General features: G+C 39.0%; 23 protein-coding genes. 15 read left to right on the top strand and 8 right to left on the bottom strand.

The features are described from left to right. Positions 1–101 precede the first annotated feature (101 nt). Together CBW18_RS02935 and CBW18_RS02930 are read left to right on the top strand one after the other, a co-directional pair. A complete protein-coding gene (locus tag CBW18_RS02935; protein ID WP_088299737.1) occupies positions 102–1,469 on the top strand; it encodes a S41 family peptidase in 1,368 nt (455 codons plus the stop codon). 135 nt (positions 1,470–1,604) lie between these two features. Beyond that, complete coding sequence (locus CBW18_RS02930) at positions 1,605–2,381, top strand: TerC family protein (protein ID WP_088299736.1); 777 nt, start codon at positions 1,605–1,607, stop codon at positions 2,379–2,381. 61 nt (positions 2,382–2,442) lie between these two features. Here the strand turns inward: CBW18_RS02930 and CBW18_RS02925 are convergent, their stop codons facing one another. Then, positions 2,443–3,333, bottom strand: a complete 891-nt coding sequence (locus CBW18_RS02925; protein ID WP_088299735.1) for a bestrophin family protein — start codon at positions 3,331–3,333, stop codon at positions 2,443–2,445. Between the two features lie 122 nt (positions 3,334–3,455). Between CBW18_RS02925 and CBW18_RS02920 the strand changes: the two genes are divergently transcribed. Together CBW18_RS02920 and CBW18_RS02915 are read left to right on the top strand one after the other, a co-directional pair. After that, entirely contained in the window at positions 3,456–4,976 is a 1,521-nt protein-coding gene (locus CBW18_RS02920; RefSeq protein WP_088299734.1) for an MFS transporter, read from the top strand. 1 nt (position 4,977) lies between these two features. Continuing rightward, a complete protein-coding gene (locus tag CBW18_RS02915; RefSeq protein ID WP_088299733.1) occupies positions 4,978–5,220 on the top strand; it encodes a DUF6814 family protein in 243 nt (80 codons plus the stop codon). A 77-nt stretch (positions 5,221–5,297) separates the two neighbouring features. On the opposite strand, the gene CBW18_RS02910 is transcribed toward CBW18_RS02915, so the two are convergent. The 4 genes from CBW18_RS02910 to CBW18_RS02895 all read right to left on the bottom strand — a co-directional run bounded on the left by CBW18_RS02910 (position 5,298) and on the right by CBW18_RS02895 (position 9,653). Continuing rightward, positions 5,298–5,975 (bottom strand): OmpA family protein, encoded by a 678-nt coding sequence (locus CBW18_RS02910; RefSeq protein WP_172406424.1) that lies wholly within the window; start codon positions 5,973–5,975, stop codon positions 5,298–5,300. 173 nt (positions 5,976–6,148) lie between these two features. Continuing rightward, a complete protein-coding gene (locus tag CBW18_RS02905) occupies positions 6,149–6,841 on the bottom strand; it encodes an ABC transporter ATP-binding protein (RefSeq protein ID WP_088299731.1) in 693 nt (230 codons plus the stop codon). Between the two features lies 1 nt (position 6,842). Next, positions 6,843–8,315: a DUF5687 family protein gene (locus CBW18_RS02900; protein WP_088299730.1), complete on the bottom strand. Its 1,473-nt coding sequence runs from the start codon at positions 8,313–8,315 to the stop codon at positions 6,843–6,845. Between the two features lie 57 nt (positions 8,316–8,372). Continuing rightward, positions 8,373–9,653, bottom strand: a complete 1,281-nt coding sequence (locus CBW18_RS02895) for a replication-associated recombination protein A (protein ID WP_088299729.1) — start codon at positions 9,651–9,653, stop codon at positions 8,373–8,375. A gap of 380 nt (positions 9,654–10,033) precedes the next feature. On the opposite strand from CBW18_RS02895, the gene CBW18_RS02890 reads away from it, so the two are divergent. Then, a complete protein-coding gene (locus CBW18_RS02890; RefSeq protein ID WP_088299728.1) occupies positions 10,034–10,765 on the top strand; it encodes a class I SAM-dependent methyltransferase in 732 nt (243 codons plus the stop codon). A 199-nt stretch (positions 10,766–10,964) separates the two neighbouring features. Here CBW18_RS02890 and hisS read toward each other — a convergent pair whose 3' ends face one another. Together hisS and CBW18_RS02880 are read right to left on the bottom strand one after the other, a co-directional pair. After that, complete coding sequence (gene hisS, locus CBW18_RS02885; protein WP_088299727.1) at positions 10,965–12,356, bottom strand: histidine--tRNA ligase; 1,392 nt, start codon at positions 12,354–12,356, stop codon at positions 10,965–10,967. Between the two features lie 191 nt (positions 12,357–12,547). After that, positions 12,548–12,838: a LytTR family DNA-binding domain-containing protein gene (locus tag CBW18_RS02880; protein ID WP_322974973.1), complete on the bottom strand. Its 291-nt coding sequence runs from the start codon at positions 12,836–12,838 to the stop codon at positions 12,548–12,550. Positions 12,839–13,324: 486 nt separating this feature from the next. Here CBW18_RS02880 and fumC point away from each other — a divergent pair, with 486 nt between their 5' ends. From fumC to CBW18_RS02840, 8 genes are all read left to right on the top strand, one after another. Then, positions 13,325–14,722: a class II fumarate hydratase gene (fumC, locus tag CBW18_RS02875; protein WP_088299726.1), complete on the top strand. Its 1,398-nt coding sequence runs from the start codon at positions 13,325–13,327 to the stop codon at positions 14,720–14,722. A 69-nt stretch (positions 14,723–14,791) separates the two neighbouring features. Beyond that, the gene (locus CBW18_RS02870; RefSeq protein ID WP_088299725.1) at positions 14,792–15,127 is read left to right on the top strand and encodes a hypothetical protein; all 336 of its coding nucleotides are present in this window, start codon (positions 14,792–14,794) and stop codon (positions 15,125–15,127) included. A 48-nt stretch (positions 15,128–15,175) separates the two neighbouring features. Continuing rightward, a complete protein-coding gene (locus tag CBW18_RS02865) occupies positions 15,176–15,691 on the top strand; it encodes a fumarate hydratase (protein ID WP_088299724.1) in 516 nt (171 codons plus the stop codon). Position 15,692: 1 nt separating this feature from the next. Beyond that, the gene (locus CBW18_RS02860; RefSeq protein WP_088299723.1) at positions 15,693–16,499 is read left to right on the top strand and encodes a S1/P1 nuclease; all 807 of its coding nucleotides are present in this window, start codon (positions 15,693–15,695) and stop codon (positions 16,497–16,499) included. A 105-nt stretch (positions 16,500–16,604) separates the two neighbouring features. Next, entirely contained in the window at positions 16,605–17,024 is a 420-nt protein-coding gene (locus tag CBW18_RS02855; RefSeq protein WP_088299722.1) for a hypothetical protein, read from the top strand. Between the two features lie 2 nt (positions 17,025–17,026). Continuing rightward, on the top strand, positions 17,027–17,461 hold the full coding sequence (locus CBW18_RS02850) for a low molecular weight protein-tyrosine-phosphatase (RefSeq protein ID WP_088299721.1): 435 nt from the start codon (positions 17,027–17,029) through the stop codon (positions 17,459–17,461). A gap of 46 nt (positions 17,462–17,507) precedes the next feature. Continuing rightward, positions 17,508–18,272: a ThuA domain-containing protein gene (locus tag CBW18_RS02845; protein WP_088299720.1), complete on the top strand. Its 765-nt coding sequence runs from the start codon at positions 17,508–17,510 to the stop codon at positions 18,270–18,272. A gap of 357 nt (positions 18,273–18,629) precedes the next feature. Continuing rightward, entirely contained in the window at positions 18,630–19,085 is a 456-nt protein-coding gene (locus CBW18_RS02840) for a PA2169 family four-helix-bundle protein (RefSeq protein WP_088299719.1), read from the top strand. A gap of 62 nt (positions 19,086–19,147) precedes the next feature. On the opposite strand, the gene cphA is transcribed toward CBW18_RS02840, so the two are convergent. Further along, a complete protein-coding gene (cphA, locus tag CBW18_RS02835; RefSeq protein WP_088299718.1) occupies positions 19,148–21,763 on the bottom strand; it encodes a cyanophycin synthetase in 2,616 nt (871 codons plus the stop codon). A 293-nt stretch (positions 21,764–22,056) separates the two neighbouring features. On the opposite strand from cphA, the gene CBW18_RS02830 reads away from it, so the two are divergent. Both CBW18_RS02830 and CBW18_RS02825 read left to right on the top strand, forming a co-directional pair. Then, positions 22,057–22,932, top strand: a complete 876-nt coding sequence (locus tag CBW18_RS02830; RefSeq protein ID WP_088299717.1) for a cyanophycinase — start codon at positions 22,057–22,059, stop codon at positions 22,930–22,932. A 115-nt stretch (positions 22,933–23,047) separates the two neighbouring features. After that, positions 23,048–23,890: an isoaspartyl peptidase/L-asparaginase gene (locus CBW18_RS02825; protein ID WP_088299716.1), complete on the top strand. Its 843-nt coding sequence runs from the start codon at positions 23,048–23,050 to the stop codon at positions 23,888–23,890. Positions 23,891–23,893: the final 3 nt, after the last annotated feature.

The following is a 23,893-nucleotide window of genomic DNA, read 5'->3' as shown; positions in this document are numbered from 1 at the left end:
TCCGCATTTGGGAAGGCTTATTGTTTTAACAATAACTAGTTTAGTAAATTAAAGGAGATAAATTAAGCATAATTTTCAATAGCTGTTTACTTTTTAATTTCATGAAAAAATTTTTCCTTTTAATGCTTATGCCCTTGCTGAGTTTTACACAATCAAATAAACTTAGTAAAGCTGATAAAATTTATGGGTTATCGAAATTGTGGCAAGAGGTAAATTATAACTTTGTTTACCTCAATAAAGTTGACCGCATTAAATGGGATAGTACTTATAAAGTATTAATCAATACCATTCCTGAAACCAAAAGCGATTACGAATATTATCGGGAGCTACAACGTTTTTTGGCCATGCTGAAAGATGGACATACTGATCTTTATATGCCTGCCGGACGTGATTTCGAACCTTTAAATACGAAGTTTGGTGATTACAGGCTGTTCATAGAAAATGTGGCTGGTAAAGCAATTATTACCCGTGTTAATCTCAGTAAGAAAGAGGAGATTCCGATAGGGAGTGAGGTCATTGAAGTAAACAGCAAGCCTACGGCTGCATATATTTCCGAAAATGTTGCCCCGTATATTTCCTCATCAACGGATTATGGACTTCGGGATATCAGTATAAGCACCTTATTGCAGGGGCTGGATGGTACGCAGTTTAAAATTAAAATTAAAACTCCGAAAGGAAAGGTATTGTCATTTACCCTAACGCATCAACAAACTACGGAAACCGAAGTTTTTCCAGCTTTTCCTTCAGAAGGGAAATTGCTTAGTTTTAAATGGGAAACCAAAGGAATTGCCTACATAGCGTTAAACTCTTTTACCGATGAGAAAATCGATTCTATGTTTGTGGCTAAACTGCCAGAACTTTACAAGGCAAAAGCCCTGGTTTTAGATTTAAGAAGCAATGGGGGCGGAACCACAGGTATTGGAAGCTATATCCTGAAATACCTGACCAATGATAGTTTGTTATATGGCTCACGATATTTTACCAGGCAATTAAATTCTGCTTTTAAAGCATGGGGTAAATACACAACGGCTAAAGATACTGTGAATAATTCATGGAATGCAAAAGCGCTACTGACCTATCAGGATAATTATTTTTATAATTTTGATTATTATCCGCTTAAAAATGACCTTTCGGCAAAACGAATAGTTGTTCCTACAGTGCTATTAATTGGGCACAATACCGCATCAGCTGCTGAAGATTTTCTGATTTATGCGGATAACCAGAAACACATGATTAAAATTGGTCAGAATTCTTGTGGTAGTACAGGGCAGCCTTTTCTTTTCGATCTTCCAGGTGGGGCAGTGGTGAGGGTGTGTACTAAAAAAGACACCTATCCTGACGGACGCGAATTTGTGGGCTATGGCGTTAAACCTGATATTGAGGTTGTACCAAAGGTGGAAGATTTAATCAATAACAATGATCCTGCGCTGAAAAAAGCAATAGATTTTTTGAGCAAGAAGCTAAAATAATTCTAAAGAATAAAATTAGCGACTAAGCAGAGATCAAAAATCTTAGTCAGGCAGATCAAAACTAAAATATCACATCATCTGTTCCATAAAAGGTGGTTGATTTATTTATCTTCGCCTTATCAGATAAAATAACATATGGATTTCTTAAGTACTCCGGAAGCCTGGATCTCACTTTTAACCTTAACTCTTCTGGAAATTGTTCTGGGCATTGATAACATCGTCTTTATTTCCATCCTTTCAGGCAAGTTACCTCAAAACCAGCAGAAAAAAGCCCGTCAGCTTGGCTTAGGTCTGGCCATGATTACGAGGGTAATGTTGCTCCTGTCGCTTAGCTGGATCATGACGCTTACTTCTCCTTTGTTTAATATCGGAAGCTGGGTTGGTATTGATGGTGGGGAATGGTATGAAAAGCTGGCCATTTCAGGCCGTGATTTGATTTTAATTATTGGCGGATTGTTCCTGATTTATAAAAGTACGCACGAAATTCATCACAAACTGGAAGGTGAAGAAGACGAGGAAGGGAAAACAAAAGTACATTCGTTCTGGGCAACCATTGTTCAGATCCTCATCTTAGATATTGTTTTTTCATTAGATTCTGTAATCACTGCAGTAGGGATGGCAGAACATATCGAAATTATGATCGCAGCCGTAGTCATCGCCGTAATTATCATGATGTTTTCTGCCGGTAAAATCAGTGAGTTTGTGAATAACCATCCAACAGTTAAAATGCTTGCCCTTTCTTTCTTACTTTTAATTGGGGTTTCGCTTCTGGCAGAAGGACTTGATCAGCATATTCCTAAGGGTTATGTGTATTTTGCAATGGCCTTTTCAGTCCTGGTAGAAATGCTTAACCTCAAGATGAAAAAGAATACGAAGAAACCGATTGAACTCAGAAATATGCCAAAGAAATAGTGAAATCACCATTGAACTTCCCAACTTTAATTTAAAGTCTATATCTTTTTAAGAATAAATCTTAGAGCACATATTCTTCATTAATTGGTTTTATAGGGTCTGGAATATCAGTTTCTTCCAGCATTTGCAGCAGATTAATTTCAATTGTTCTGGTGATTTGATTCAATGGAATTCCTGCAGAATTATTTTCAAAAGGATCTACCAGGCTCATTCCATTAATCTGAGTAGAAACGAAAACAAAACCAATTAACCAGCCTAAAAAGATAGAAGCTGGCCCGGCAGACTGGCTAATTACCAGTGTAAAGGTAACAACGAAAAGCCAGATAAACACTTTAGTCAAATAAGTGTAGGTGGTAGGGAAAATGGTGTTTTTAATCCGCTCACTCATGCCCATTGAATCTGAAAATCGAACCAGCATTTCATTGATCTCAATAAACCTGAAGCCGTCAATTTTATTTTCTTTAGACAGTTTTTGTAATTCTCTCGACTGGATATTTAGTATTGCATTGTGCACATTTGAATGTTTGCGAACTTCAATCAGTTCTTCAGGAGGTAAATATTTAATGTAAATTTCATCTACAGTACTACGTAAGCTCGCTTTAAGCGCATAAAGAAAAGCAATATGCCTGAAAATAATCCTTTTGGTACTTGCTTCATCATCATCTACATAATTAATCAAGGCCCTTGCATAAGAGCGGGAATCATTTACGATGGCACCCCATATTTTTCTGGCTTCCCACCACCTGTCATAAGCCTGGTTATTATTAAAGCCGATAAAAAAAGCAATTGCCGTACCTAAAACGGTAGGAATAATGGAAGGAATTTCAAAATGATGCGCAATTAAATATTCACGAATGAGATAAGCCGCAGTGCAGGAGGCAATCATAATGAGGTCAACCTGCCATGTATTTCTTAAAATTCTACTGAGTCTGATATTTTGTATTAAAAGCATATATATGATTTTCGGTATGAAAGTACAAAACTATGGCCAAAATGCTTTACTATTCTAATTTAAATCATCACTAATCTTTTTACCACTCAAATGTTTATATTCGGAAACCAAATATTCTGTTTATGAGCGAAGCATTACCTAAGAATAGTATTTTTAAAGTGATAGGTGCCTCTTCACTGGGCACATTGATTGAATGGTATGATTTTTATATTTTCGGCAGTTTAGCTGTCATTATTGGCGATCAGCTTTTTCCAAAAGATGCCGGTGCTTCAGCACTGATCAATACGCTTGCTATTTTTGCTGCGGGTTTTATTGTCCGTCCGTTTGGTGCTTTGGTTTTTGGGCGGCTGGGTGATTTAATAGGCAGGAAATATACTTTTCTACTGACATTGGTCCTCATGGGGGGCTCAACCTTTCTAATTGGTTTAGTACCTTCTTATAAAAGCATTGGTTATGCTGCTCCGGTTTTAGTATTGGTGTTGAGGTTAATCCAGGGGTTGGCACTTGGCGGGGAATACGGTGGTGCGGCAACGTACGTGGCTGAACATGCCCCAAAAAATAAGCGGGGATTCTTCACCAGCTGGATTCAAACCACTGCAACATTGGGCTTATTTCTTTCTTTGGGTATTATCGTAATGACCAAAAATGTTTTAGGGGCTGATACTTTTGCCGATTGGGGCTGGCGGATTCCTTTTTTATTATCGATTTTACTGGTAGTGGTATCCATCTATATCCGGATGAAAATGCATGAATCGCCCATGTTTTCTAAATTAAAAGCAGAAGGAAATGTATCTAAGAACCCACTGAAAGAAAGTTTTAATAACAAAGCCAACTTTAAAATGGTCTTACTGGCTTTATTTGGAGCAACTATGGGGCAGGGAGTGATCTGGTACACGGGGCAGTTTTATGCTCAATCTTTTCTGGAAAATACCTGCAAGCTTAATTTTAATGATTCAAGATATATTTTGCTATGGGGCATTGCCTTTGCCACACCCTTTTTTGTAATTTTTGGTGCCTGGAGCGACCGGGTGGGTCGGAAGTGGATTATGCTGGGCGGAATGCTGCTTGGGATTATTTTTTACCGGCCTATTTATCAAACCTTTTTAGATGATACGGATACTTCCAAAATGGATTTAAGTTTGGCAAACTACAGCAAGCCTTCGGTTAAACGTGAGTTAATTGACGGAACACCTGATAGTCTTTATACGGCTACCACTAAAGTTTTACTCTCTAATGGTGCATCTTTTAACCGTGTTCAGGCAGATACAATTTCAAAGACTTCAGGAATTCTTACAGGAAAAGAAATCATTAAAGATAAAATTTTACCAACATCCATCTTCTGGAAGTTTGTCGGACTTATTTTCTTTCAGATTTTACTGGTTACGATGGTGTATGGCCCTATTGCCGCATTTCTGGTTGAACTCTTTCCAACCAAAATCAGGTACACTTCCATGTCGCTCCCATACCACATTGGTAATGGCGTATTTGGAGGTTTAGTGCCATTTATTGCCACTTTAATAGCCAGTTTTTCTGGCTCCACACCGCTCTCCGGTTTGTGGTATCCTATCGGAATTGCCACGCTGAGTTTAATTATAGGAACAGTTTATTTATCTAACAAGAAGGATGAAAGCATAAACGATTAATATGAACAGGTTAAAGAAATTATTAGGAATTATATGGATAGCTTTAGGCCCGTTGGCCATGGCATTCCTGTTTTTGCAGGCCATTGATAAAGTTGGATTGGCACATAGTGATATAGAAAGAATGAATACCATTTTGCAATGGGGGATCATTCTGTTTATCTTTTTTCCGATTAGTTTAGGTTTGGTGGTTTTTGGCTTCTATGCCTGGAAAGGTGAATATGATCAGTTGGAAAACCCAGATTAAGGGAAATAAAAAACCCCGATGCTTTTTGGCATCGGGGTGGATATATGAAGACCTCATAGGTAGAGGGTAATTGCTTATTATCCTTGTTTTTGAGCCGTTTGTTTTAATGAATCATTTGCAACGATTACAATCTCCACACGACGATTTGCTGCACGGCCGGCTTCTGTTTCATTGTCAGCAATTGGCTCAGAAAAACCTTTACCAATAGTTACCAGTCTTGAAGATGGAACACCCTGAGAAACGGCATAAGCTTTAACTGCTGCAGCTCTTCTTTCTGATAATCCCTGATTGTAAGTTTCAGTACCTTTGCTATCTGTATGCCCGATGATTTTAATATCAGTATCAGGGTATTGATTTAATGATGCAGCTAAACTCTGAACGTTTGTTTTAGCAGCGTCTTTTAATGCTGTTTTATCAAAATCAAATAAAATACCACTGTCAAATTTTACAATAATACCTTCACCTTCACGGATAACCTCTGCATTAGGTATTGCTTTTTGAATTTCAGCCGCTTGTCTATCCATTCTGCGACCAATAAATGCACCTGCAGTACCACCAATAGCACCACCAATTAATGCACCTACAGCGGTATTACCTGCTTTCTTTCCAATTAACGCACCCACAACACCGCCTGCTGCTGCACCAATACCAGCACCTTTCTGTGTTTTGGTTAAACTATCACAACTTTGAAATGCGATTGATCCTACTGCTAATCCTATGCTTAATGTTGCTATTCTTACTTTTGAGATACTCATGATTATTTATATTTAAATTCTGAATATTGATATTCAAACACGATGCCAAAAAATCATTTAAATAAAATTTCGTGAGTTTTACACATTTAAAGGTTAAAAAGAATAACATGTTATGATTTAGTATGCCCAATCAAATTGTCATTCATTTATAATGTATCATTCTTAGTACAAGATTAAGCAGAGAAATAACTCTCCAGTTCTTTTAATGTATTTTCATCTGTTTTAAAGTCTTTAATCACCTGGCCCTTCTCTACTAAAATAATTCGGTTGCAAACATCGGTTACGTGATTTAAATCATGACTGGAAATAAAAGTAGTCATACTGCCGGCTTGTGTTTTTAATAAATTTTTTAGCCTGATCTGAGTGGTCGGATCAAGATTGGCGAAAGGCTCATCTAAAATCAGGATTTCGGGTTTTTGCATTAATGCAGCTGCAATTCCAACTTTAACCTGGTTGCCCTTACTAAAATCACGGATATATTTGCCGCTGTTTAAAATCTCGCCATTAAAAAATTCTCCATACTGAGTAAGGTAGGCCGAAACATCTGCAGCACTTAGGTCGTGAAGGCTTCCTATAAAAATAAAATATTCTTCAGGAGTCAGATAATCAATTAAAAACCCCTCATCAAGAAATGAAGCAGTATAATTTTTCCAGTTATCATGCTGCATGACGTTTTCGCCTTTCGATAAAACTTCGCCTCGGGTCGGGCGAATTAAATCTAAAAGCATACGGAAGAACGTGGTTTTTCCTGCTCCGTTATTACCTACTAAACCTACGGTTTCGCCAGCTCCGATATGTAAATCTTCGATGTTTACAACGATTTTATCGCCATAAACTTTTTGTAAAATTTTAACTTCTAAAATCATATTATTCTCTAAAGCCTTCGGCTATTTTATAACGTTGTAATTCAAGTCTTTTTGTAATATAGTTTACCCAGAAACCACGCATGAGCAGCATAACCAGGCCGAAAATTGAAACGGCTATTAAACCCCAGTAAGGCTTGTCAAGTATTCCGAAGGGTACATATATTAAAATTGGCGTTAATGCATAAGGAAACATTAAAAGCCATTGCGTTGCGCCTGTCCCCTGGTAATTAAAGCTTGCTGCTTTGGTAATGTCTAAGCGCTTGTAATTTAAGGTGGCAAGATAAAGTACCACCACTGTACCGAAGCCTATATTATAAAGGTAAGCTGCTAAATGAAGCAATAAGAGTTTGGGGCTTAAAAATCCATAAAAACTGGCAAGCAAAGTAATCACGGTACAGCCGATAGTAAAAAGTAAAAACTTGGCCTTGATGTAATCTTTAAAGTTGATTTTATTGGCCAGGATTCCATCAAAGTGAGCACTTTGCCATGCAAACATAAACTGTCCGTAAATAATGATGGAAATTCCGGTCATGAAAATGGCACCGAACATCATTTGTCCGAAAGCATCTGCATTTATGGCTTTTTCTTTGTAGAAAATAAATCCATAGAACAGAAAGAAAAAACCCATAATCACGGAAGAACGAGGTCTTTTATGACGAAGAATTAATTTCAGTTCTAAAGCAGCTAATTCACCTACTTTGCCAAAACGATTTAAGAAAGCATAATCTGTACTTGCTTTTTTCTCCTGCTTGCTGCCAAGTTCTTCCGTATATAGGTTTTTACGAAGGAAAGTGGAATTCAGATAGAAGATAACGATTGCTGCAAGTGTGAAAACGAAGCCGATATATGGTTTTGAAGCAATGGTTTTAAAAAGGTAATCAGAGGCTGCCATTACCGAAATCACTTTATAATATTCAAGTGCAGCAAAAGCAGCGAAAATTATCAGGCCGGCAAGTGTATAAAATACATTGCTGATTGATTTTCTTTTGATGTAAAGTGCCAGATAATTGTTAAAAACAGATAAGGAGAGAATGGTAACGATATACATTAAAGCTGCAAAAGCACCGTAGGTTGGTGCAATTTTCATAAAGCAAAATGGCCAGAATATAAAAAAAGGCCACAGGTTAAATGCCGAGAAAAGTGCTTTAACATTTAGAAAATTAATAATCTTGCTTCTGGAAATGCGAAGATGCAGATAAGGAATAATACTTAAAGTTGGTAACTCCTGCAATTGCAAACGCATAATGAAATCAAGGGCGAAATAATAGAGGATTAATCCGTTAAAACTTTTGATTACATCTTGATTTGGGAAGGCTTTCGGCAAAAAATACTGCATCCCAAAACCTGCACCAAGGGCGAGAACCAGAAAATAAAGCATGAAAAAACCCAGAACGATTTGACCGGCAATACTGCTGCCCCGATTCCGCGAACGCCAGAAGGATTTCCATTGATGGCTTAAAAAAGTATTCAACATATATAGTTTAGGTATTAGTTCTTCTGTTTAGTATTTATTTTGGTTAAAATGTTACAGCTAATAGTTGTATTTATCTTTCCAGTTTTGTTTGAGTTTTTCACGAAGCTTTTCTTCTGCAGGGTTTTTACCCGGATCATAAAGTTTGGTGCCGCTTAATTCATCAGGGAAATATTCCTGTGCTTCAAAATTTCCTTCATAGCCATGCGAATATTTATAATCTTTTCCATAACCGATATTTTTCATCAGTTTGGTTGGTGCATTTCGGATATGTAGCGGAACAGGCAGGTTTCCGGTTTGCTTCACTAAGGCCTGGGCATGGTTGATTGCTTCGTAAGCTGCATTGCTTTTGGGTGAACTGGCTAGGTAGGTTACACATTGCGACAAAATAATCCGCGCTTCGGGATAACCAATAACATTTACGGCAGTGAAGCAATTATTGGCCAGAAGCAATGCATTTGGATTGGCATTGCCGATATCTTCTGAAGATAAAATCAATAATCTCCGGGCAATAAACAGGGGGTCTTCGCCGCCTTCAATCATGCGGGCGAGCCAGTAAACAGCCGCATTAGGGTCGCTACCACGGATAGATTTGATAAATGCAGAAATGATATCATAATGTTGCTCACCGGCTTTATCATAAAGTGCTAAGTTTTGTTGCGCATGAGCCAGAACATTATCATTCGTTAAGGAGATTTCATTTCCGCCAATACCATTTATCGCAATTTCTAACACATTTAAAAGCTTGCGCGCATCGCCACCTGAAAGTCGAATGAGTGCTTCGTGTTCTTTAATGGTTATTTTCTTTTCGGCAAGAATCGGGTCTTTTTTTATCGCTGTTTGAAGTAAACCGGCCAGTTCATCTTCGGTTAGCGATTTTAAAATGTAAACCTGGCAGCGTGAAAGTAAAGCGGAAATCACTTCAAACGATGGGTTTTCTGTTGTGGCACCAATTAAGGTTACTAAGCCGCGCTCTACTGCGCCAAGCAAACTATCTTGTTGCGATTTGCTGAAACGATGAATTTCATCAATAAATAAAATGGGCAAACCCAGAAAACTATCTTTTAATGCGGCCGCTTTATCAATTACCTCGCGAATATCTTTAACGCCACTATTAATGGCACTCAAATTAAAAAACGGGCGATCCAGTGCCTGTGAAATAATATATGCCAAAGTTGTTTTGCCAACCCCGGGCGGTCCCCAGAAAATCATGGAGGGCAATTGGCTGCTTTCTATTGCCTTGCGTAAAACGGCACCTTCTCCTACCAAATGTTTCTGCCCTACATATTCATCCAGGTTTTGAGGACGCATTCTTTCGGCTAACGGTGCTAGATTTTGCATAATGGTAAATATATGAAAAAATGATTTTTAACTACAGATTTCATAAGGGGACACGGTTTATGGGTTGCGATATTTCAATCCGTGCGATTAAAAACAATCAATTATAAATCCTGTTTTATGCTTCAGTTCTTGAATGATGTTCATATCTTTATTTTCATTAGACTGATGTTCTATATGCATTTTATGCACGTTATGAAATGGGATTGAAGCGTTTCGGCCCTCGAATTTTAAACACAAAGCTTAATCTGTTGTTTATTTATGTGTGATTTATAAGTTAATTTGAAATAGATAGATCCGAACTATTCAACATTCATCCATTCATTCACCCAATCATTCACCCAATCATTCACCCATTCATTCACGCATTCAATCTTTAAGATATGAAAGATAACTTTTCTACACAAGCGGCAGAATATGCCATTTACCGCCCCATTTACCCTGTTGAATTATACGACTTCCTTTTTAAATTGGTGGAGCAGAAGGATACTGCATGGGATTGTGCCACTGGAAATGGTCAGGTAGCGAGGATATTGGCACAACACTTTCGGCAGGTTTATGCTACTGATATCAGTGAGAAACAATTGAGCCAGGCACTTAAATTGCCAAATATTTTATATAAAGTCGAATCTTCCGATCAGGTAAATGTTGCTGATCAAAGTTTTGATTTAATCACAGTAGCCCAGGCTGTTCACTGGTTCAATTTTGAAGCCTTTTATTCGGAAGTGAAGCGTACCTTGAAACCAAATGGTTTGGTTGCTGTGATGGGTTATGGTTTGATGCTGATCGATAAAAAAGTGGATCAGGTCATTTATAAATTATATGAAGATATTTTAGGTAAATACTGGGATAGTGAACGCCGGTATATCGAGGAGGGTTATAAAACGATTCCTTTCCCTTTTGAGGAAATTACAGCACCTCATTTTCAAATCAAAACCACCTGGAATTTTAACCAGCTGATCGGATATTTAAATACCTGGTCATCACTGCAGCATTATAAAAAGGCAAATGAACGCAATCCGCTGGAGTATGTGATGATTGAGTTAAAAGAAGCCTGGGGCAATGATGCAGAGAAAGAAGTGCGTTTTCCGGTATTGTTGCGGGTTGGGAGGTAAGTTTAACCGCCAAGCTAACAAATAAAAGGCGCGAAGAAACGCAAAGTTGGATGTTTAGTTTTAACACGGAGAAGAACAAGAAAGACACAGCGCACACGAAGTTTAGGCCATTGTTACGGAGAGGCACGATAACAAGGCTTTAAAAAATTCTGTTTCCCTGTGAAACCCTCGGTATAAGCTGTGGTTAAAATCGAAAACCTTATTTCAGCAAATCCAGAATACCTAAAACCGTCAATTTTTTCTGCTCGCCACTTTGCATATCTTTCAAGGTTAATTCCCCACTGGCCATTTCATCGCCACCAATTAAAATAACATATGGGATTTTCTTCGCATCAGCATAAGCCATTTGCTTTTTTAATTTCGCTGATGATGGGTAAAGCTCCGCTGCAACACCTGCACTTCTGAATTGTTGTAAAATAGGTAAAGCATATTTTTCTGCCTCGGCGTCGAAGTTGCTGACTAAAACTTTAGTACCCACTTCTGCTGATGTCGGGAAAAGATTTAATTCTTCTAAAACATCATAAATACGATCTGCACCGAAAGAAACGCCCACTCCAGTTAAATCTTTTAAGCCGAACATGCCGGTTAAATCGTCATAACGGCCACCTCCTCCAATACTACCCATGGCTACCTCATTGGTTTTGACTTCGAAAATACAACCGGTGTAATAATTTAGGCCTCGGGCCAGGGTGATATCTAATTCGAGTTTTGCAGTTAAAGGCAAACCATACGAAATTAAACTTTCTACATATTCGAAAACCTGCTCAATTTCGGCAACACCTTTTAAGCCTGTTTCTGAGGTAGCAAGAACTTCTTTCAGGCTTGCTAATTTTTCTTCGTTGCTGCCCTCTAATAAAATCACCGGACGAAGTTTCTCCAGGTCATCTTCTGTAAAGCCGCGTTCTAAAAGTTCTTTACTCACTCCATCCAGGCCAATTTTATCCAGCTTATCAATGGCTACAGTCATGTCGATAATTAAATCAGGTTTGCCTATAATCTCGGCAATGCCTGATAGAATTTTTCTATTATTTATTTTAATGCTGAAATCTTTCAGGCCTAATTTGGCTAAGGCTTCGTTGTAAATCAGGATAAATTCAGCTTCGTTTAATAAGCTGTCTGAGCCTACCACATCCACATCACATTGATAAAATTCTCGGTACCGGCCTTTTTGTGGCCTGTCTGCACGCCATACCGGCTGCACCTGAAAACGTTTGAACGGTAACGTAATTTCATGCTGGTGCATCACTACGTAACGCGCGAAAGGAACGGTTAAGTCGTAGCGGAGGGCTTTTTCAGAGATTAATGGGATTAGTTTATTGCTGTTTTCCTCTTCTGCAAAGTCGAAAGATTTCTTTTTAGGATCTTTGAGGTATTCCCCGCTATTCAAAATTTTAAAAATCAGTTTATCCCCTTCATCGCCATATTTGCCGGTTAAGGTAGAAAGGTTTTCAAAGCTTGGTGTTTGAATTTCAGCGTAACCATATTTTCTGAAAACCGTTTTAATGGTATCATAAATAAAGTTGCGTTTCACCATTTCAACCGGCGTAAAATCGCGTGTACCTTTTGCTAATGAGGGTTTAATAACTGACATAGCCGCAAAAGTACAAAAAGGTTTATTAACCACGGTTATGTTTTACCGCCCAGTAGTCGTCATTTCGACTGGAGCGAAGCGCAATGGAGAAATCTTTGAACATTGCTATCGCGTTTCTTCTAAAGATTTCTCCGCTGCGGTCGAAATGACGACAAAATTTAGAATATTAAGAAATATTCATCAGCTTAATCCTACTTCCCCAACACAGCTTTAACCATTTCCCTGTTCGGTTTTGATACCGGGATTTTATCGCCGTTGCTCATTAGCAATAGTCCACCATCTTCTTTTAACCAGCTTTTAACAAACTTCGGATTTACCAGATGACTTTGGTGTGCCCTGACAAATCCCTGAGGTTTTAATAAATCAGAATATTCCTTTAGTGGTTTGGAGATTAAAATCTTTTCTTCGTTTGATAAATAGAAAAAAGTATAAGTATTATCAGCTAAACAGCGAACAATATCATTTACTGCAACATAGCGGATTTCATGCTGCTGCGGTAGTACAATTTTAGGGGCAGAAGATTAAATTCCGGGCTGTAAAATGCCAAAATAGTAAATGAAACCATCAACTTAGTATTTGTATGGTTACGGTCAGTATTTAATCTGTAAAGCGAAACCGAATCAGGCTTACTGTAAACTTATTTCAGTAATAGGACAGTATAATAATAGCGGAACGGTTGCGAGGGACTTTCGACGGGGTTAAGTCGGAGGTTCGTCGGACTTATGACAATTGTACCCGACTAAACTGCGTCTAAAATATGACCTAACTTTATCAAAAAGGTTACTTTATTGTAAGCCGGGCAAAATGTATTAACAGTCTGATTTAACTATCTTCAAGTGACCATTTACGTTTTGGTTTTTGTAGATATAATCAAATAACTCTCAAATCATAGATTTTAAATATCGAAGATAATACCTTGCTTTATAGGCAAAAAACTTAAATTTGCGACAATAAAAATCAAAATTATCATGAGTTTCAGAATAGAACACGATACCATGGGCGAGGTGCAGGTGCCTGCAGACAAATACTGGGGTGCACAAACCGAACGCTCACGCAATAACTTTAAAATCGGACCGGAAGGGTCGATGCCTAAAGAAATTATTCATGCTTTTGGCTATTTAAAAAAGGCCGCTGCTTTAGCTAACACCGAACTTGGTGTACTTTCTGCTGAAAAAGCAACATTAATTGCAAAAGCCTGTGATGAAATTATTGCCGGCGATTTAGACGATCAATTTCCATTGGTGATCTGGCAAACAGGTTCTGGTACACAGAGTAATATGAACGGCAATGAAGTCATTGCAAACCGTGCACATGTCATCAACGGTGGCGCATTAGCCGATGATAAAAAAGTACTTCACCCAAATGATGATGTAAATAAATCACAATCATCTAATGATACTTACCCTACTGCAATGCACATTGCAGCATATAAACTTACGGTAGAAAACACCATTCCAGGCTTAGAACATTTAAGAAATGCCCTGGCTAAAAAGGTAGAAGAATTTAACACGATTGTTAAAACAGGTCGTACCCATTTTATGGATGCAACTCCGCTTACTTTAGGGCAGGAATTTTCAGGTTATGTACAGCAAATTGATAACAGCATCCGCGCCATTAAAAATGCCCTTGTGATGGTGGCTGAATTGGCTTTAGGTGGTACGGCTGTTGGTACAGGTTTAAATACACCTAAGGGTTACGATGTTTTAGTGGCGAAGAAAATTGCCGAATTAACGGGGTTGCCTTTTGTTACCGCACCAAATAAGTTTGAGGCTTTGGCAGCACATGATGCAATGGTTGAACTTTCCGGTGCTTTAAAACGTACTGCAGTTGCTTTAATGAAAGTGGCAAACGATGTGCGGATGTTAAGCTCTGGTCCACGTTGTGGAATTGGTGAAATTGTGATTCCTGATAATGAGCCCGGTTCTTCTATTATGCCCGGGAAAGTAAATCCAACACAACCAGAAGCTTTAACCATGGTTTGCGCCCAGGTAATGGGTAATGATGTAGCCGTTTCAGTAGGCGGGATGTCGGGTCATTTCGAATTAAATGTTTTCAAACCTTTAATTGCAGCTAACGTATTGCAATCTGCCCGTTTAATTGGTGATGCCTGTGTTTCTTTTACTGATAAATGTGCGGAAGGCATTACGGCGAATTTACCAGAAATTGAAAAGCATTTGCAAAACTCACTGATGCTGGTAACGGCTTTAAATCCACATGTAGGGTATGAGAATGCGGCAAAAATTGCTAAGAAGGCACACAAGGAAAACAAAACGCTAAAAGCTGCGGCTGTAGAATTGGGCTTATTAACCAACGCGCAATTCGATGAGTGGGTTCGTCCGGAAGATATGGTTGGAAGTTTAAAATAGCATATTCAGGCCTGATAGGTTTCAAAAACTATCAGGCCTGAGTTTAAATAAAAGCTTAATTAATAAAACATGGATAATTCAGTTTTGCCATTCTTATTTGCCTTGATACCATTAATTTCACCACTTTTGGTTTTTATTGCCTCTTGTCTTTACATGATTAAAATCGCAAGGGTTGATGCCATTTTACTTTGTGTGGGTTCAGGAATTACCTTATTGATAAGTGGCATGTATATTTGGATGCCACATATAGCTCAAAATAGAGCAATGCCCGTTGGAGAGGTAAGTTTTTACTATTCTATACTTGGAGGTATTGGTCTTTTAGGCGGGCTTTTTTTTGCAACCGGGCTTTTTCTATTAATCAATAATATGCTAAATGCCAATAAGCTGTTTCGCGAAAAATTTTAAAACATCGGCAATGCATCAGAAACCTTATTTTACATTTTCATCAGCACAATGCCAAAAAACAATCAAAAACTAAAATTTCTGTATGTGATGTTTTTCACCGCCATTTTGCTGTATTCTTCCTGTTCCAGGCGGCCCAATATTCAAGGTAAAGGTGAAGAATTTATGCAGGGGGTATGGAATGAAGATACCGTCGCTTTTAGCCATAAGCGGAGCAATTATACGCAGCATCATTTTAAAGTGACCTGCGATTCTATTTATATTGATCTGGTCACGCACAGTAAAATAAACTTTTATGAAGATTCTTGTTACCATAATGGAATCTGGAAAGAATATGCAAAAGGCGTGTATGCGGTTAGGGGCGATACGCTATATGTGGGTGCCACCTTTACACACGCCAATTATAAACAGAAAATTTCCGGCTGTTACCGCATTGGCCGTTACGATAAAAACTTTCTGATCAAAAAACATTCAACTGATACCTTGATATTAGAGAGCTTAAATGATCAAAGTGAAATCAGATTGGCACTCAAAGAAAAAATCACCTGTGTACAAAAAGAATTATAAAATGAAATTTAAATCGATCAAAAAGAAATTAAAAACCATTGCTGTCGTTGGCCTGCTCGCCTATTTACCTGTTCAGGCCAATGCCTGGGGGATGATAGGTCACCGTGTAGTTGGAGAAATTGCAGATAGTTACTTAAAGACCAAAACCCGTAAGGCTATCAGGGCTATTTTAGGAACAGAATCTTTGGCCATGTCTGCCAACTGGGGCGATTTTATAAAATCAGATTCCACTTATAATTACATGTACAACTGGCATTTTGTAAACCTTCCAGGTGGATTGGATAAGCAGGGTGTTTACCATATTTTAGAAACGGAAAAAGCACCAAACCTCTACAATAAGATCATCGATTTAACTGCCGTTTTGAAAAAGGCAGGCAGTACGGCATCAGAAAAGAAACTGGCGCTGAGGATGCTGGTGCATATGGCCGGCGATTTATGTCAGCCCATGCACGTGGCACATAAGGAAGATTTAGGCGGGAATAAGGTTTCAGTGATGTGGTTTAATGAAAAATCTAACCTGCACCGTGTTTGGGATGAGCAATTAATTGAATATCAACAGCTCAGTTATACCGAATTTGCCAAAGCGATTAACCATCCATCAGCCGTTGAGCTTTATAATTGGCAAAATACGAGTTTAAAAGATTGCGTTTATGATGCCTATACCATTTGTGGTAAAATTTATGAAGGTGCAAAACCAGATTCCAGGTTAAGCTACCGCTACAATTTCGACTGGTCTGAAACACTTAACCAGCAATTATTAAAAGGCGGTGTTCGGTTGGCTAAAATGCTGAATGACATTTACGGATAACCTGCTTACAGCACAGTTAAATCCTCCAGAAATGGGGGATTTTTTTTTATGCAGCAAATTCATCATTAATTTCCTTTACCTTACATACATCCAACATTTAACGATATGAAAAAACTATTATCTGTACTTTTAATTTGCACTGCGATTGCCTGTACAAAAGATGCTTATAAAACACTTGTTTCAAAAAAATGGGTAATTGAATCAGTAACGGTTCAGCCGGCGATGACCATGGGCGATAAGACGAGCGAAAACTATATAGCGCTATCAGGACCCGAAAGTTGTGTAGCCAACTTATCACTATCTTTTGCCAAAGATAGTTCTTACGTAGCGGGTGCTAATGGGGCACTTTGCGACAGGATGAACGATGCGAGTGTAAAAACCTGGAGAAGAGAAGGTAACAAGATTGTTTTATCTGCTTCCCCTTCAACGCCGTTATTCTTTGATGGCAAAAAATTGACACAGACCACCACGACTGAACAAGAAGGAAAAACTTATACCTTTGTATACGTGTATAAATCTAAATAGCATTGAAAATTTTAATGGTTTGCCTGGGTAATATTTGTCGCTCTCCTTTAGCTGAGGGCATTATGCGTCACCTTGCAAAACAAGAAAACTTGGATTGGGAAATTGCATCGGCCGGAACCGGAAACTGGCACATCGGTCAGGCACCTGATCGTAGAAGTATAGCCGCGGCTCAGGATTCTGGCTATGACATCAGCAGGCAAAGGGCGCAACAATTCTCTGTTGCTATGTTTTCAACATATGATTTGATTCTGGTGATGGACCGGAAAAATTTAAGCGATGTTAAGAATCTGGCCAAGACAAAAGAGGAGCGGTTGAAGGTTAAACTTTTTCTAAAGGATGATGAATTGGCAGATCCTTATTGGGATGATACCCTGTTTGCACCAGTTTGTAAACAAGTTGAGGATCGGTGTAAAGAAATTATCAAAGAACTTTCCTAAATTTATCTGTATTACAGAAAGCATTTAAACGTCTAACCAAATTTCGATGAAAAAAATAATAACAATGGCGATTACGCTAGTCATCCTGCAAAGTATCGCATTTGCGCAAAGCTATCCCGGTATTCTGGTCTTTTCTAAAACAAAAGGCTATCGACATGCATCTATTGAAGAAGGTAAAAAAGCAATTGTCCAGTTAGGTCAGTTACATCATTATACTGTTGATACCACCGAAAACGCGGAGCTTTTTACCGAAAGTAACTTAAAAAAGTATGCTGCCATTATCTTTTTAAGCACCACAGGTGATGTATTGAACGACATACAGCAATCAGCATTTGAACGTTATATCCAGGCGGGAGGAGGCTTTGTGGGCATTCATGCGGCAACAGATACAGAATATGACTGGGCGTGGTATGGCAAATTGGTAGGTGCTTACTTTGTTAGCCACCCCAAAGTGCAGGAAGCCAGATTTGTCATAAAAGATAGAAAGCACCCTGCAACCAGGTTTCTGACAGATTCTGTATGGATGCATACAGATGAGCTTTATAATTTCAAAAATGTCAATCCGGATATCAAAGTGCTGATCACGATTGATGAAGCTTCTTATCAGGGTGGTAATAATGGTAATTTTCATCCCTTCAGCTGGTACCATAATTTTGATGGCGGCCGGGCGTTTTACACTTCAATGGGGCACACCAAAGAATGTTGGAACGATCAAAAATTTCTGATGCACTTAAATGGAGGCATAGTATATGCAATTGGAAAACATCAAAAACTGGATTACCGCAAAGCAAAAACCAAACTACTGGAGTAGCTCAATTAAGCTGCAATAATAAATGAGAAAGATAAAAATCTAATCATTTTCATGACGTTTAATCAGGAGTCAAATATTGGAAACCGAAACCTGACAGAGAGCATTAACTATTAATACTTAGTTGAAAAGTACGAACTTAAACGTCAGGTATACGCTACCTTTCAGTAAATAAAGTCTTTTGATATTTAAAAGTTTCGAGGAATTTTTAAGCTATTTGAAAAGAAATTATATCATGGCGAAATGTCAGCTGATGATTGAAAATGAGGCGATAGTATTTTCAGGAATTAAAATTTAGAAATAAATATAAACTATTCCATGCCGATCATGTTCCATTAGTACATCAAAACTTATAAAAACATGAATACTGCAACAATAACAACAGAAGTATTAAACGATTTAGTGCAAATTAATAACGACCGTATTGCCGGTTATGAAAAAGCACGTACCGAATTAAAAGATGCCGATGCCGATTTAAAATCCTTATTCCTGGATATGATCTCAGAAAGTCAGAAATATAAAATGGCTCTGGGAACAGAGATCGCTGCTTTAGGAGAAGATATTGATACAGGTACCACAAATTCTGGAAAAATATATAGGGCTTGGATGGATGTTAAAGCATTATTTACAGGCCATGACAGAAAAACAGTTTTAAATAATTGTGAAGGTGGAGAAGATGCTGCTCAAAGCGCTTATAAAATGGCTTTAGAAGTGGAAGATCTTCCGGCCAACATCAGAACGTTGATTTCAGATCAGAAAGCTTCATTAAGAACTTCACACGATGAAATCAAAAGATTGCGCGATGCTCAGGTATAATTTGGCCTGATTGAAACGAAAAAATCCTCCTGATATGAGCTATCGGGAGGATTTTTTGCTTCTTAAGATTCCAGTTCTCTATCCAGATGTTCAGTTACCCGCTGGATGGTGTTATCAATGGTGTTACTTAAAATGGTTAAGTAAGATCCTTTCTTCGCCGTATTGATGGCAATTTGCAAACATTCTGTACTCTTATTATTAATGATGATTTCCTTGTTGGGATCTACCTCTTTAATGCCCTTAATCAATAAATTGATCAGTTCATCTTGCTTACGGCCGCGCAGGTATTTTTCCTGGCAAATGTAAATCTTATCGAACATTTGTGCCGAGATGCGCGCGGTTTCAATAATATCTTCATCACGCCTGTCGCCCGTTCCGGAAATGATGCCTACATGTTCTGTGGCTTCAACGCTTTGCAGGTATGCTTTCACGCCATTAAATCCATCAGGATTATGTGCAAAATCTACCAATACTTTAAAATCTTTAAACCGGAACACGTTCATCCTGCCAGGTGTATGTGCTGCAGATGGGATAAAGGTTTCTAAGGCTAAGCGGATATCTTCCGGCTTGTAGCCCCATAAGTAAGTTGACAATGTTGCTGCCAGAACGTTCTGAATCATAAAGTTCACCGCGCCGCCAAAAGTAAGCGGAATATGTGTTGCTTTATCAACCCTTAATTTCCAGTCTCCCGTTTTAATGGTGATATAACCATTTTCATATATGGCGGCGATACCACCCTTTCTGCAATGTTCTTTAATCACCGGATTGTTTTCATCCATGCTGAAATAAGCTACATTACAGCGTGCATCTCTGGCAATTTTTACACAATAGCCGTTATCAGCATTTAATACGGCCCATCCTTTACGGCGAACAGCGCCAACTACTACCGCTTTAACCCGGGTTAAATCATCCAGGTTATGGATATCAGATATACCTAGGTGATCTTCCTGAATATTGGTAATCACCCCAATATCACATGCATTAAAACCCAGTCCGGCTCTTAAAATTCCACCACGCGCGGTTTCAAGAACGGCAAATTCTACCGTAGGGTCTTTTAAAATAAATTCGGCACTAACCGGCCCTGTGGTATCGCCTTTCATCAGCATGGTGTTGTGCACGTAAACACCATCACTGGTGGTATAACCTACACGTTTACCGTTACTGCGGATAATATGGGCGATTAACCGTGTGGTGGTGGTTTTTCCATTGGTTCCGGTTACCGCTATAATGGGAATAGAGGATAGCCTGTTCTGCGGGTAAAGCATGTCTACAACAGAAGCGGCAACATTTCTGGGTAAGCCTTCGCTTGGTGCCAGGTGCATTCTAAAACCCGGGGCAGCATTTACTTCCAATACCACACCGCCATTTTCTGTTAGTGGCTGGGTCAGGTTTTGCGCCATGATGTCAATTCCGCAGATATCCAGTCCGATTACCCTCGAAATTCTTTCGCAGATAAATATATTTTGCGGATGAACAATATCCGTTACATCGATGGATGTTCCCCCGGTACTCAGGTTAGCTGTTGATTTTAAATAAACGACCTCACCTTTTTCAGGAATGGTTTCTAAAGTATATTCCTTTTTGGCCAGTAAATCTAAAGTATCACGGTCAACAGCGATTTCGGTTAATACATTTTCATGCCCGTAACCGCGACGTGGATCTTCATTTTCCTTATCGATTAACTCCTGGATCGTGTGAATACCATTTCCCAGTACATGTGCCGGATCACGCTGCGCAGCTGCCACTACCTTATGGTCAATCACCAGCACCCGGAAGTCAAAGCCGGTAATGAATTTTTCTATAATGACTTTTCTCGAATACGTCTTCGCATATTCGAAAGCTTCTTTGGCAGCCTCCAGGGTTTTAACATTAATGGTGGCACCTTTGCCGTGATTTCCATCCAGTGGTTTAAAAACTAAAGGAAAACCTACTTTATTTACCGATGCTTCCAGTTCATCTGGATTCGAAATGGTTACACCTGAAGCTACGGGAATGGCTGCTTCGGTTAATAAGCGCTTGGTTTCTTCTTTGTTGCTGGCAATGTCAACAGCAATGCTGCTGGTTTTTTCAGTCATGGTTGCCCTGAAACGCACCTGGTTTTTGCCATAACCCAACTGCACCAGCGAACTTTTATTTAACCTGATCCATGGAATATTTCTGCTCACTGCTTCCTGAACAATTGATCCTGTACTTGGGCCAAGGGCTTCCAGTTCACGGATTTCCTTCATCCTCCTGATATCATGCTCCAAATCATATTCTTCATTATCAATCAGTGCCTGAGCGATTTTCACTGCCGCCTCTGCGGCATAAACGCCTACTTTTTCTTCCAGATAGCTGAATACGACATTGTAGATCCCCTCAGTTTTGGTTTGGCGGGTTCTGCCAAAGCCAGTTTCCATTCCGGCAATGGTTTGAATTTCAAGGGCAATATGTTCAATCACATGCCCCATCCAGGTGCCTTCTTTAACACGTGTAAAGAAACCACCTTCCACACCTTTAGAGCAGCGGTGGATAAACATACTGGGTAATAATTTTTCTATTCGCTCACTAAACCCTTCAATCAGATTGGTTGGTCTTTGCTCCAGCTCCTCTAAATCCAGTCTCATCTGGATGAGTTTTTTGCGGTTAATCGACCATATATTTGGTCCTCTTAATACTTGTATGTTATGTATCTTCATGTAATGTTTTGTCGTTATGATTAAAAGAACGGATTTTAGGCGAACCTTTTTTCAAATGGAGAGACTAAAATTGATGATTGTAAATTATGCATTTATTTTGAAAATTGGCAATCCAAATAGCTAAATCAATTTCATAGGCGATTTGTTTTATTTTCAGACCTAACTTTAACTCAAATTATTCATAATTATTTCAACCATTGTTAATAATTGCAGAATTATTGACAAAAAAAGTCGTGTTTTTTATCTTAACCTAATATATTTGGGTTTTTTGATAGAATACTAATACACATAAAATGGTTCCTAAGGGCAAACTCATCATTATTGGAGGTGCAATAAATACAGGCAGCTTTGCAGAAACACAGTTCGGATTGCCCGAAAATATGAATTTTTTCGAACGGGGAATTTTAAAGAGAATTACGACAGAATCAGTCAGAGATGTTGAATCGAGGTTCGAAATCATTACCACGGCCTCTTTAATGCCCGAAAAAGTGGGGGAAGAATACATTAAGGCTTATGCCCAGTTAGATGTGCATAATGTTGGCGTATTGAACATAACCAATCGGGAAGAAGCAAATGCCGAAGAAAATTGCGCGCGCATTAAGGCCGCTGAAGTGATTATTTTTACCGGAGGAGATCAGTTAAGGCTATCATCTATTTTCGGTGGAACCAAAATCCATCAGATTCTGATTGATAAATATAAAACGGAACCCGTAGTTATTGCAGGAACATCAGCAGGTGCGGCGGCAAGTTCCAAGAATATGATTTATCAGGGAAGTAGTAAGGATGCCTTGCTAAAAGGCGAGGTGAAAATTACAGGCGGACTGGGTTTTATTGATGATGTAATTGTAGATACACACTTCGTGCAGCGCGGGCGGATTGGAAGATTACTTTATGCCGCTGCGAGTAATCCCGGGATTCTGGGGATCGGCCTGGGTGAAGACACGGGCTTATTTATCTCGGATGGACACATCATGGAAGCCATTGGTTCAGGCATGGTAATCCTGGTTGATGGCCGTCAGATGGCTGATACCAATTTAACCGATGTAGAAATGGGGCAGCCTGTATCTATCAAAAATATGGTGGTGCATGTGATGTGTGACGGCGATGTTTACGATCTGACTGATCATAGCCTGGTGATCCACCATCCAAAAGTTGTTCCGATAGAATAGTGAAAGGTTGAAGGTTTACCAGGTAGAAGGCCTGAGGTTATCGCTCAACGCTAAAAAGTTCAGGGCTTAGCACTTCAATCTAACTTCTCATATCTAACATCTCAATCTCTTAAAAATGAAATTAATTATACATGGTGGCTTTTTCAGCGAGTCATCAACCAATCAGGAAACAAAGAAAGCCAAACAGGATGCACTGTCTGCTATTGTTCAGCTTGGTTACGCTTACCTGGAAAATCATTCTGCACTTGAAACAGTTGTTTATACGGTTGCTTTGCTTGAGGATAATGAACTGTTTAATGCAGGGATTGGTTCTCAGATTCAAAGTGACGGGAAAGTACGCTTAAGCGCTTCCTTAATGGATGGGAAGACGGAAAAATTCAGCGGTGTGATTAATGTAGAAGAGGTAAAGAACCCCATTCAGATTGCGCAAAGTTTATTGGCATATGATGACCGGGTACTGAGTGGTGAAGGTGCGCAACACTTTGCACGTGAAAAAGGGTTTGGGTATTTTAATCCGGTTACTGATCAGCGGCAATCTGAATATGAAGCGAAGATAAACCAGCAAAACAATAAGGGAACTGTAGGTTGTGTGGCTTTAGATGCGGACGGCAATATTGCGGCGGCTACATCTACAGGAGGAAAAGGATTTGAAATTCCTTGTAGAGTAAGTGATTCAGCTACAGTAGCAGGTAACTACGCTAATCAGTTTGCCGGTGTTTCCTGTACCGGAGTTGGCGAAGATATTGTGAGTGGCGCGCTGGCCTCAAAAATAGTGACCAGGGTTACCGACGGGTTTTCTTTAAAAGATGCCTGCGACAAATCTTTCCGGGAACTTAAATCATTTGATGGTTTTGCAGGAGTTATTGGCATCTCCAATACTGGTGAAATTTATCATTGCGATTCACACCCTTACATGGTTTGGGCATCTTTTGATGTTAATTTACAGGTATTTAACTAAAGT

The organism is Pedobacter sp. AJM (assembly GCF_002197755.1).
Lineage (GTDB): Bacteria > Bacteroidota > Bacteroidia > Sphingobacteriales > Sphingobacteriaceae > Pedobacter.
This window is presented reverse-complemented; position numbering and strand designations above follow the sequence as displayed.

Bases quoted from the DNA above. Each gene is read 5' to 3' on its own strand.
- CBW18_RS02935 (WP_088299737.1), top strand. From the start codon at position 102: ATGAAAAAATTTTTCCTTTTAATGCTTATGCCCTTGCTGAGTTTTACA.
- CBW18_RS02930 (WP_088299736.1), top strand. From the start codon at position 1,605: ATGGATTTCTTAAGTACTCCGGAAGCCTGGATCTCACTTTTAACCTTA.
- CBW18_RS02925 (WP_088299735.1), bottom strand. From the start codon at position 3,333: ATGCTTTTAATACAAAATATCAGACTCAGTAGAATTTTAAGAAATACA.
- CBW18_RS02920 (WP_088299734.1), top strand. From the start codon at position 3,456: ATGAGCGAAGCATTACCTAAGAATAGTATTTTTAAAGTGATAGGTGCC.
- CBW18_RS02915 (WP_088299733.1), top strand. From the start codon at position 4,978: ATGAACAGGTTAAAGAAATTATTAGGAATTATATGGATAGCTTTAGGC.
- CBW18_RS02910 (WP_172406424.1), bottom strand. From the start codon at position 5,975: ATGAGTATCTCAAAAGTAAGAATAGCAACATTAAGCATAGGATTAGCA.
- CBW18_RS02905 (WP_088299731.1), bottom strand. From the start codon at position 6,841: ATGATTTTAGAAGTTAAAATTTTACAAAAAGTTTATGGCGATAAAATC.
- CBW18_RS02900 (WP_088299730.1), bottom strand. From the start codon at position 8,315: ATGTTGAATACTTTTTTAAGCCATCAATGGAAATCCTTCTGGCGTTCG.
- CBW18_RS02895 (WP_088299729.1), bottom strand. From the start codon at position 9,653: ATGCAAAATCTAGCACCGTTAGCCGAAAGAATGCGTCCTCAAAACCTG.
- CBW18_RS02890 (WP_088299728.1), top strand. From the start codon at position 10,034: ATGAAAGATAACTTTTCTACACAAGCGGCAGAATATGCCATTTACCGC.
- hisS (WP_088299727.1), bottom strand. From the start codon at position 12,356: ATGTCAGTTATTAAACCCTCATTAGCAAAAGGTACACGCGATTTTACG.
- fumC (WP_088299726.1), top strand. From the start codon at position 13,325: ATGAGTTTCAGAATAGAACACGATACCATGGGCGAGGTGCAGGTGCCT.
- CBW18_RS02870 (WP_088299725.1), top strand. From the start codon at position 14,792: ATGGATAATTCAGTTTTGCCATTCTTATTTGCCTTGATACCATTAATT.
- CBW18_RS02865 (WP_088299724.1), top strand. From the start codon at position 15,176: ATGCCAAAAAACAATCAAAAACTAAAATTTCTGTATGTGATGTTTTTC.
- CBW18_RS02860 (WP_088299723.1), top strand. From the start codon at position 15,693: ATGAAATTTAAATCGATCAAAAAGAAATTAAAAACCATTGCTGTCGTT.
- CBW18_RS02855 (WP_088299722.1), top strand. From the start codon at position 16,605: ATGAAAAAACTATTATCTGTACTTTTAATTTGCACTGCGATTGCCTGT.
- CBW18_RS02845 (WP_088299720.1), top strand. From the start codon at position 17,508: ATGAAAAAAATAATAACAATGGCGATTACGCTAGTCATCCTGCAAAGT.
- CBW18_RS02840 (WP_088299719.1), top strand. From the start codon at position 18,630: ATGAATACTGCAACAATAACAACAGAAGTATTAAACGATTTAGTGCAA.
- cphA (WP_088299718.1), bottom strand. From the start codon at position 21,763: ATGAAGATACATAACATACAAGTATTAAGAGGACCAAATATATGGTCG.
- CBW18_RS02830 (WP_088299717.1), top strand. From the start codon at position 22,057: ATGGTTCCTAAGGGCAAACTCATCATTATTGGAGGTGCAATAAATACA.
- CBW18_RS02825 (WP_088299716.1), top strand. From the start codon at position 23,048: ATGAAATTAATTATACATGGTGGCTTTTTCAGCGAGTCATCAACCAAT.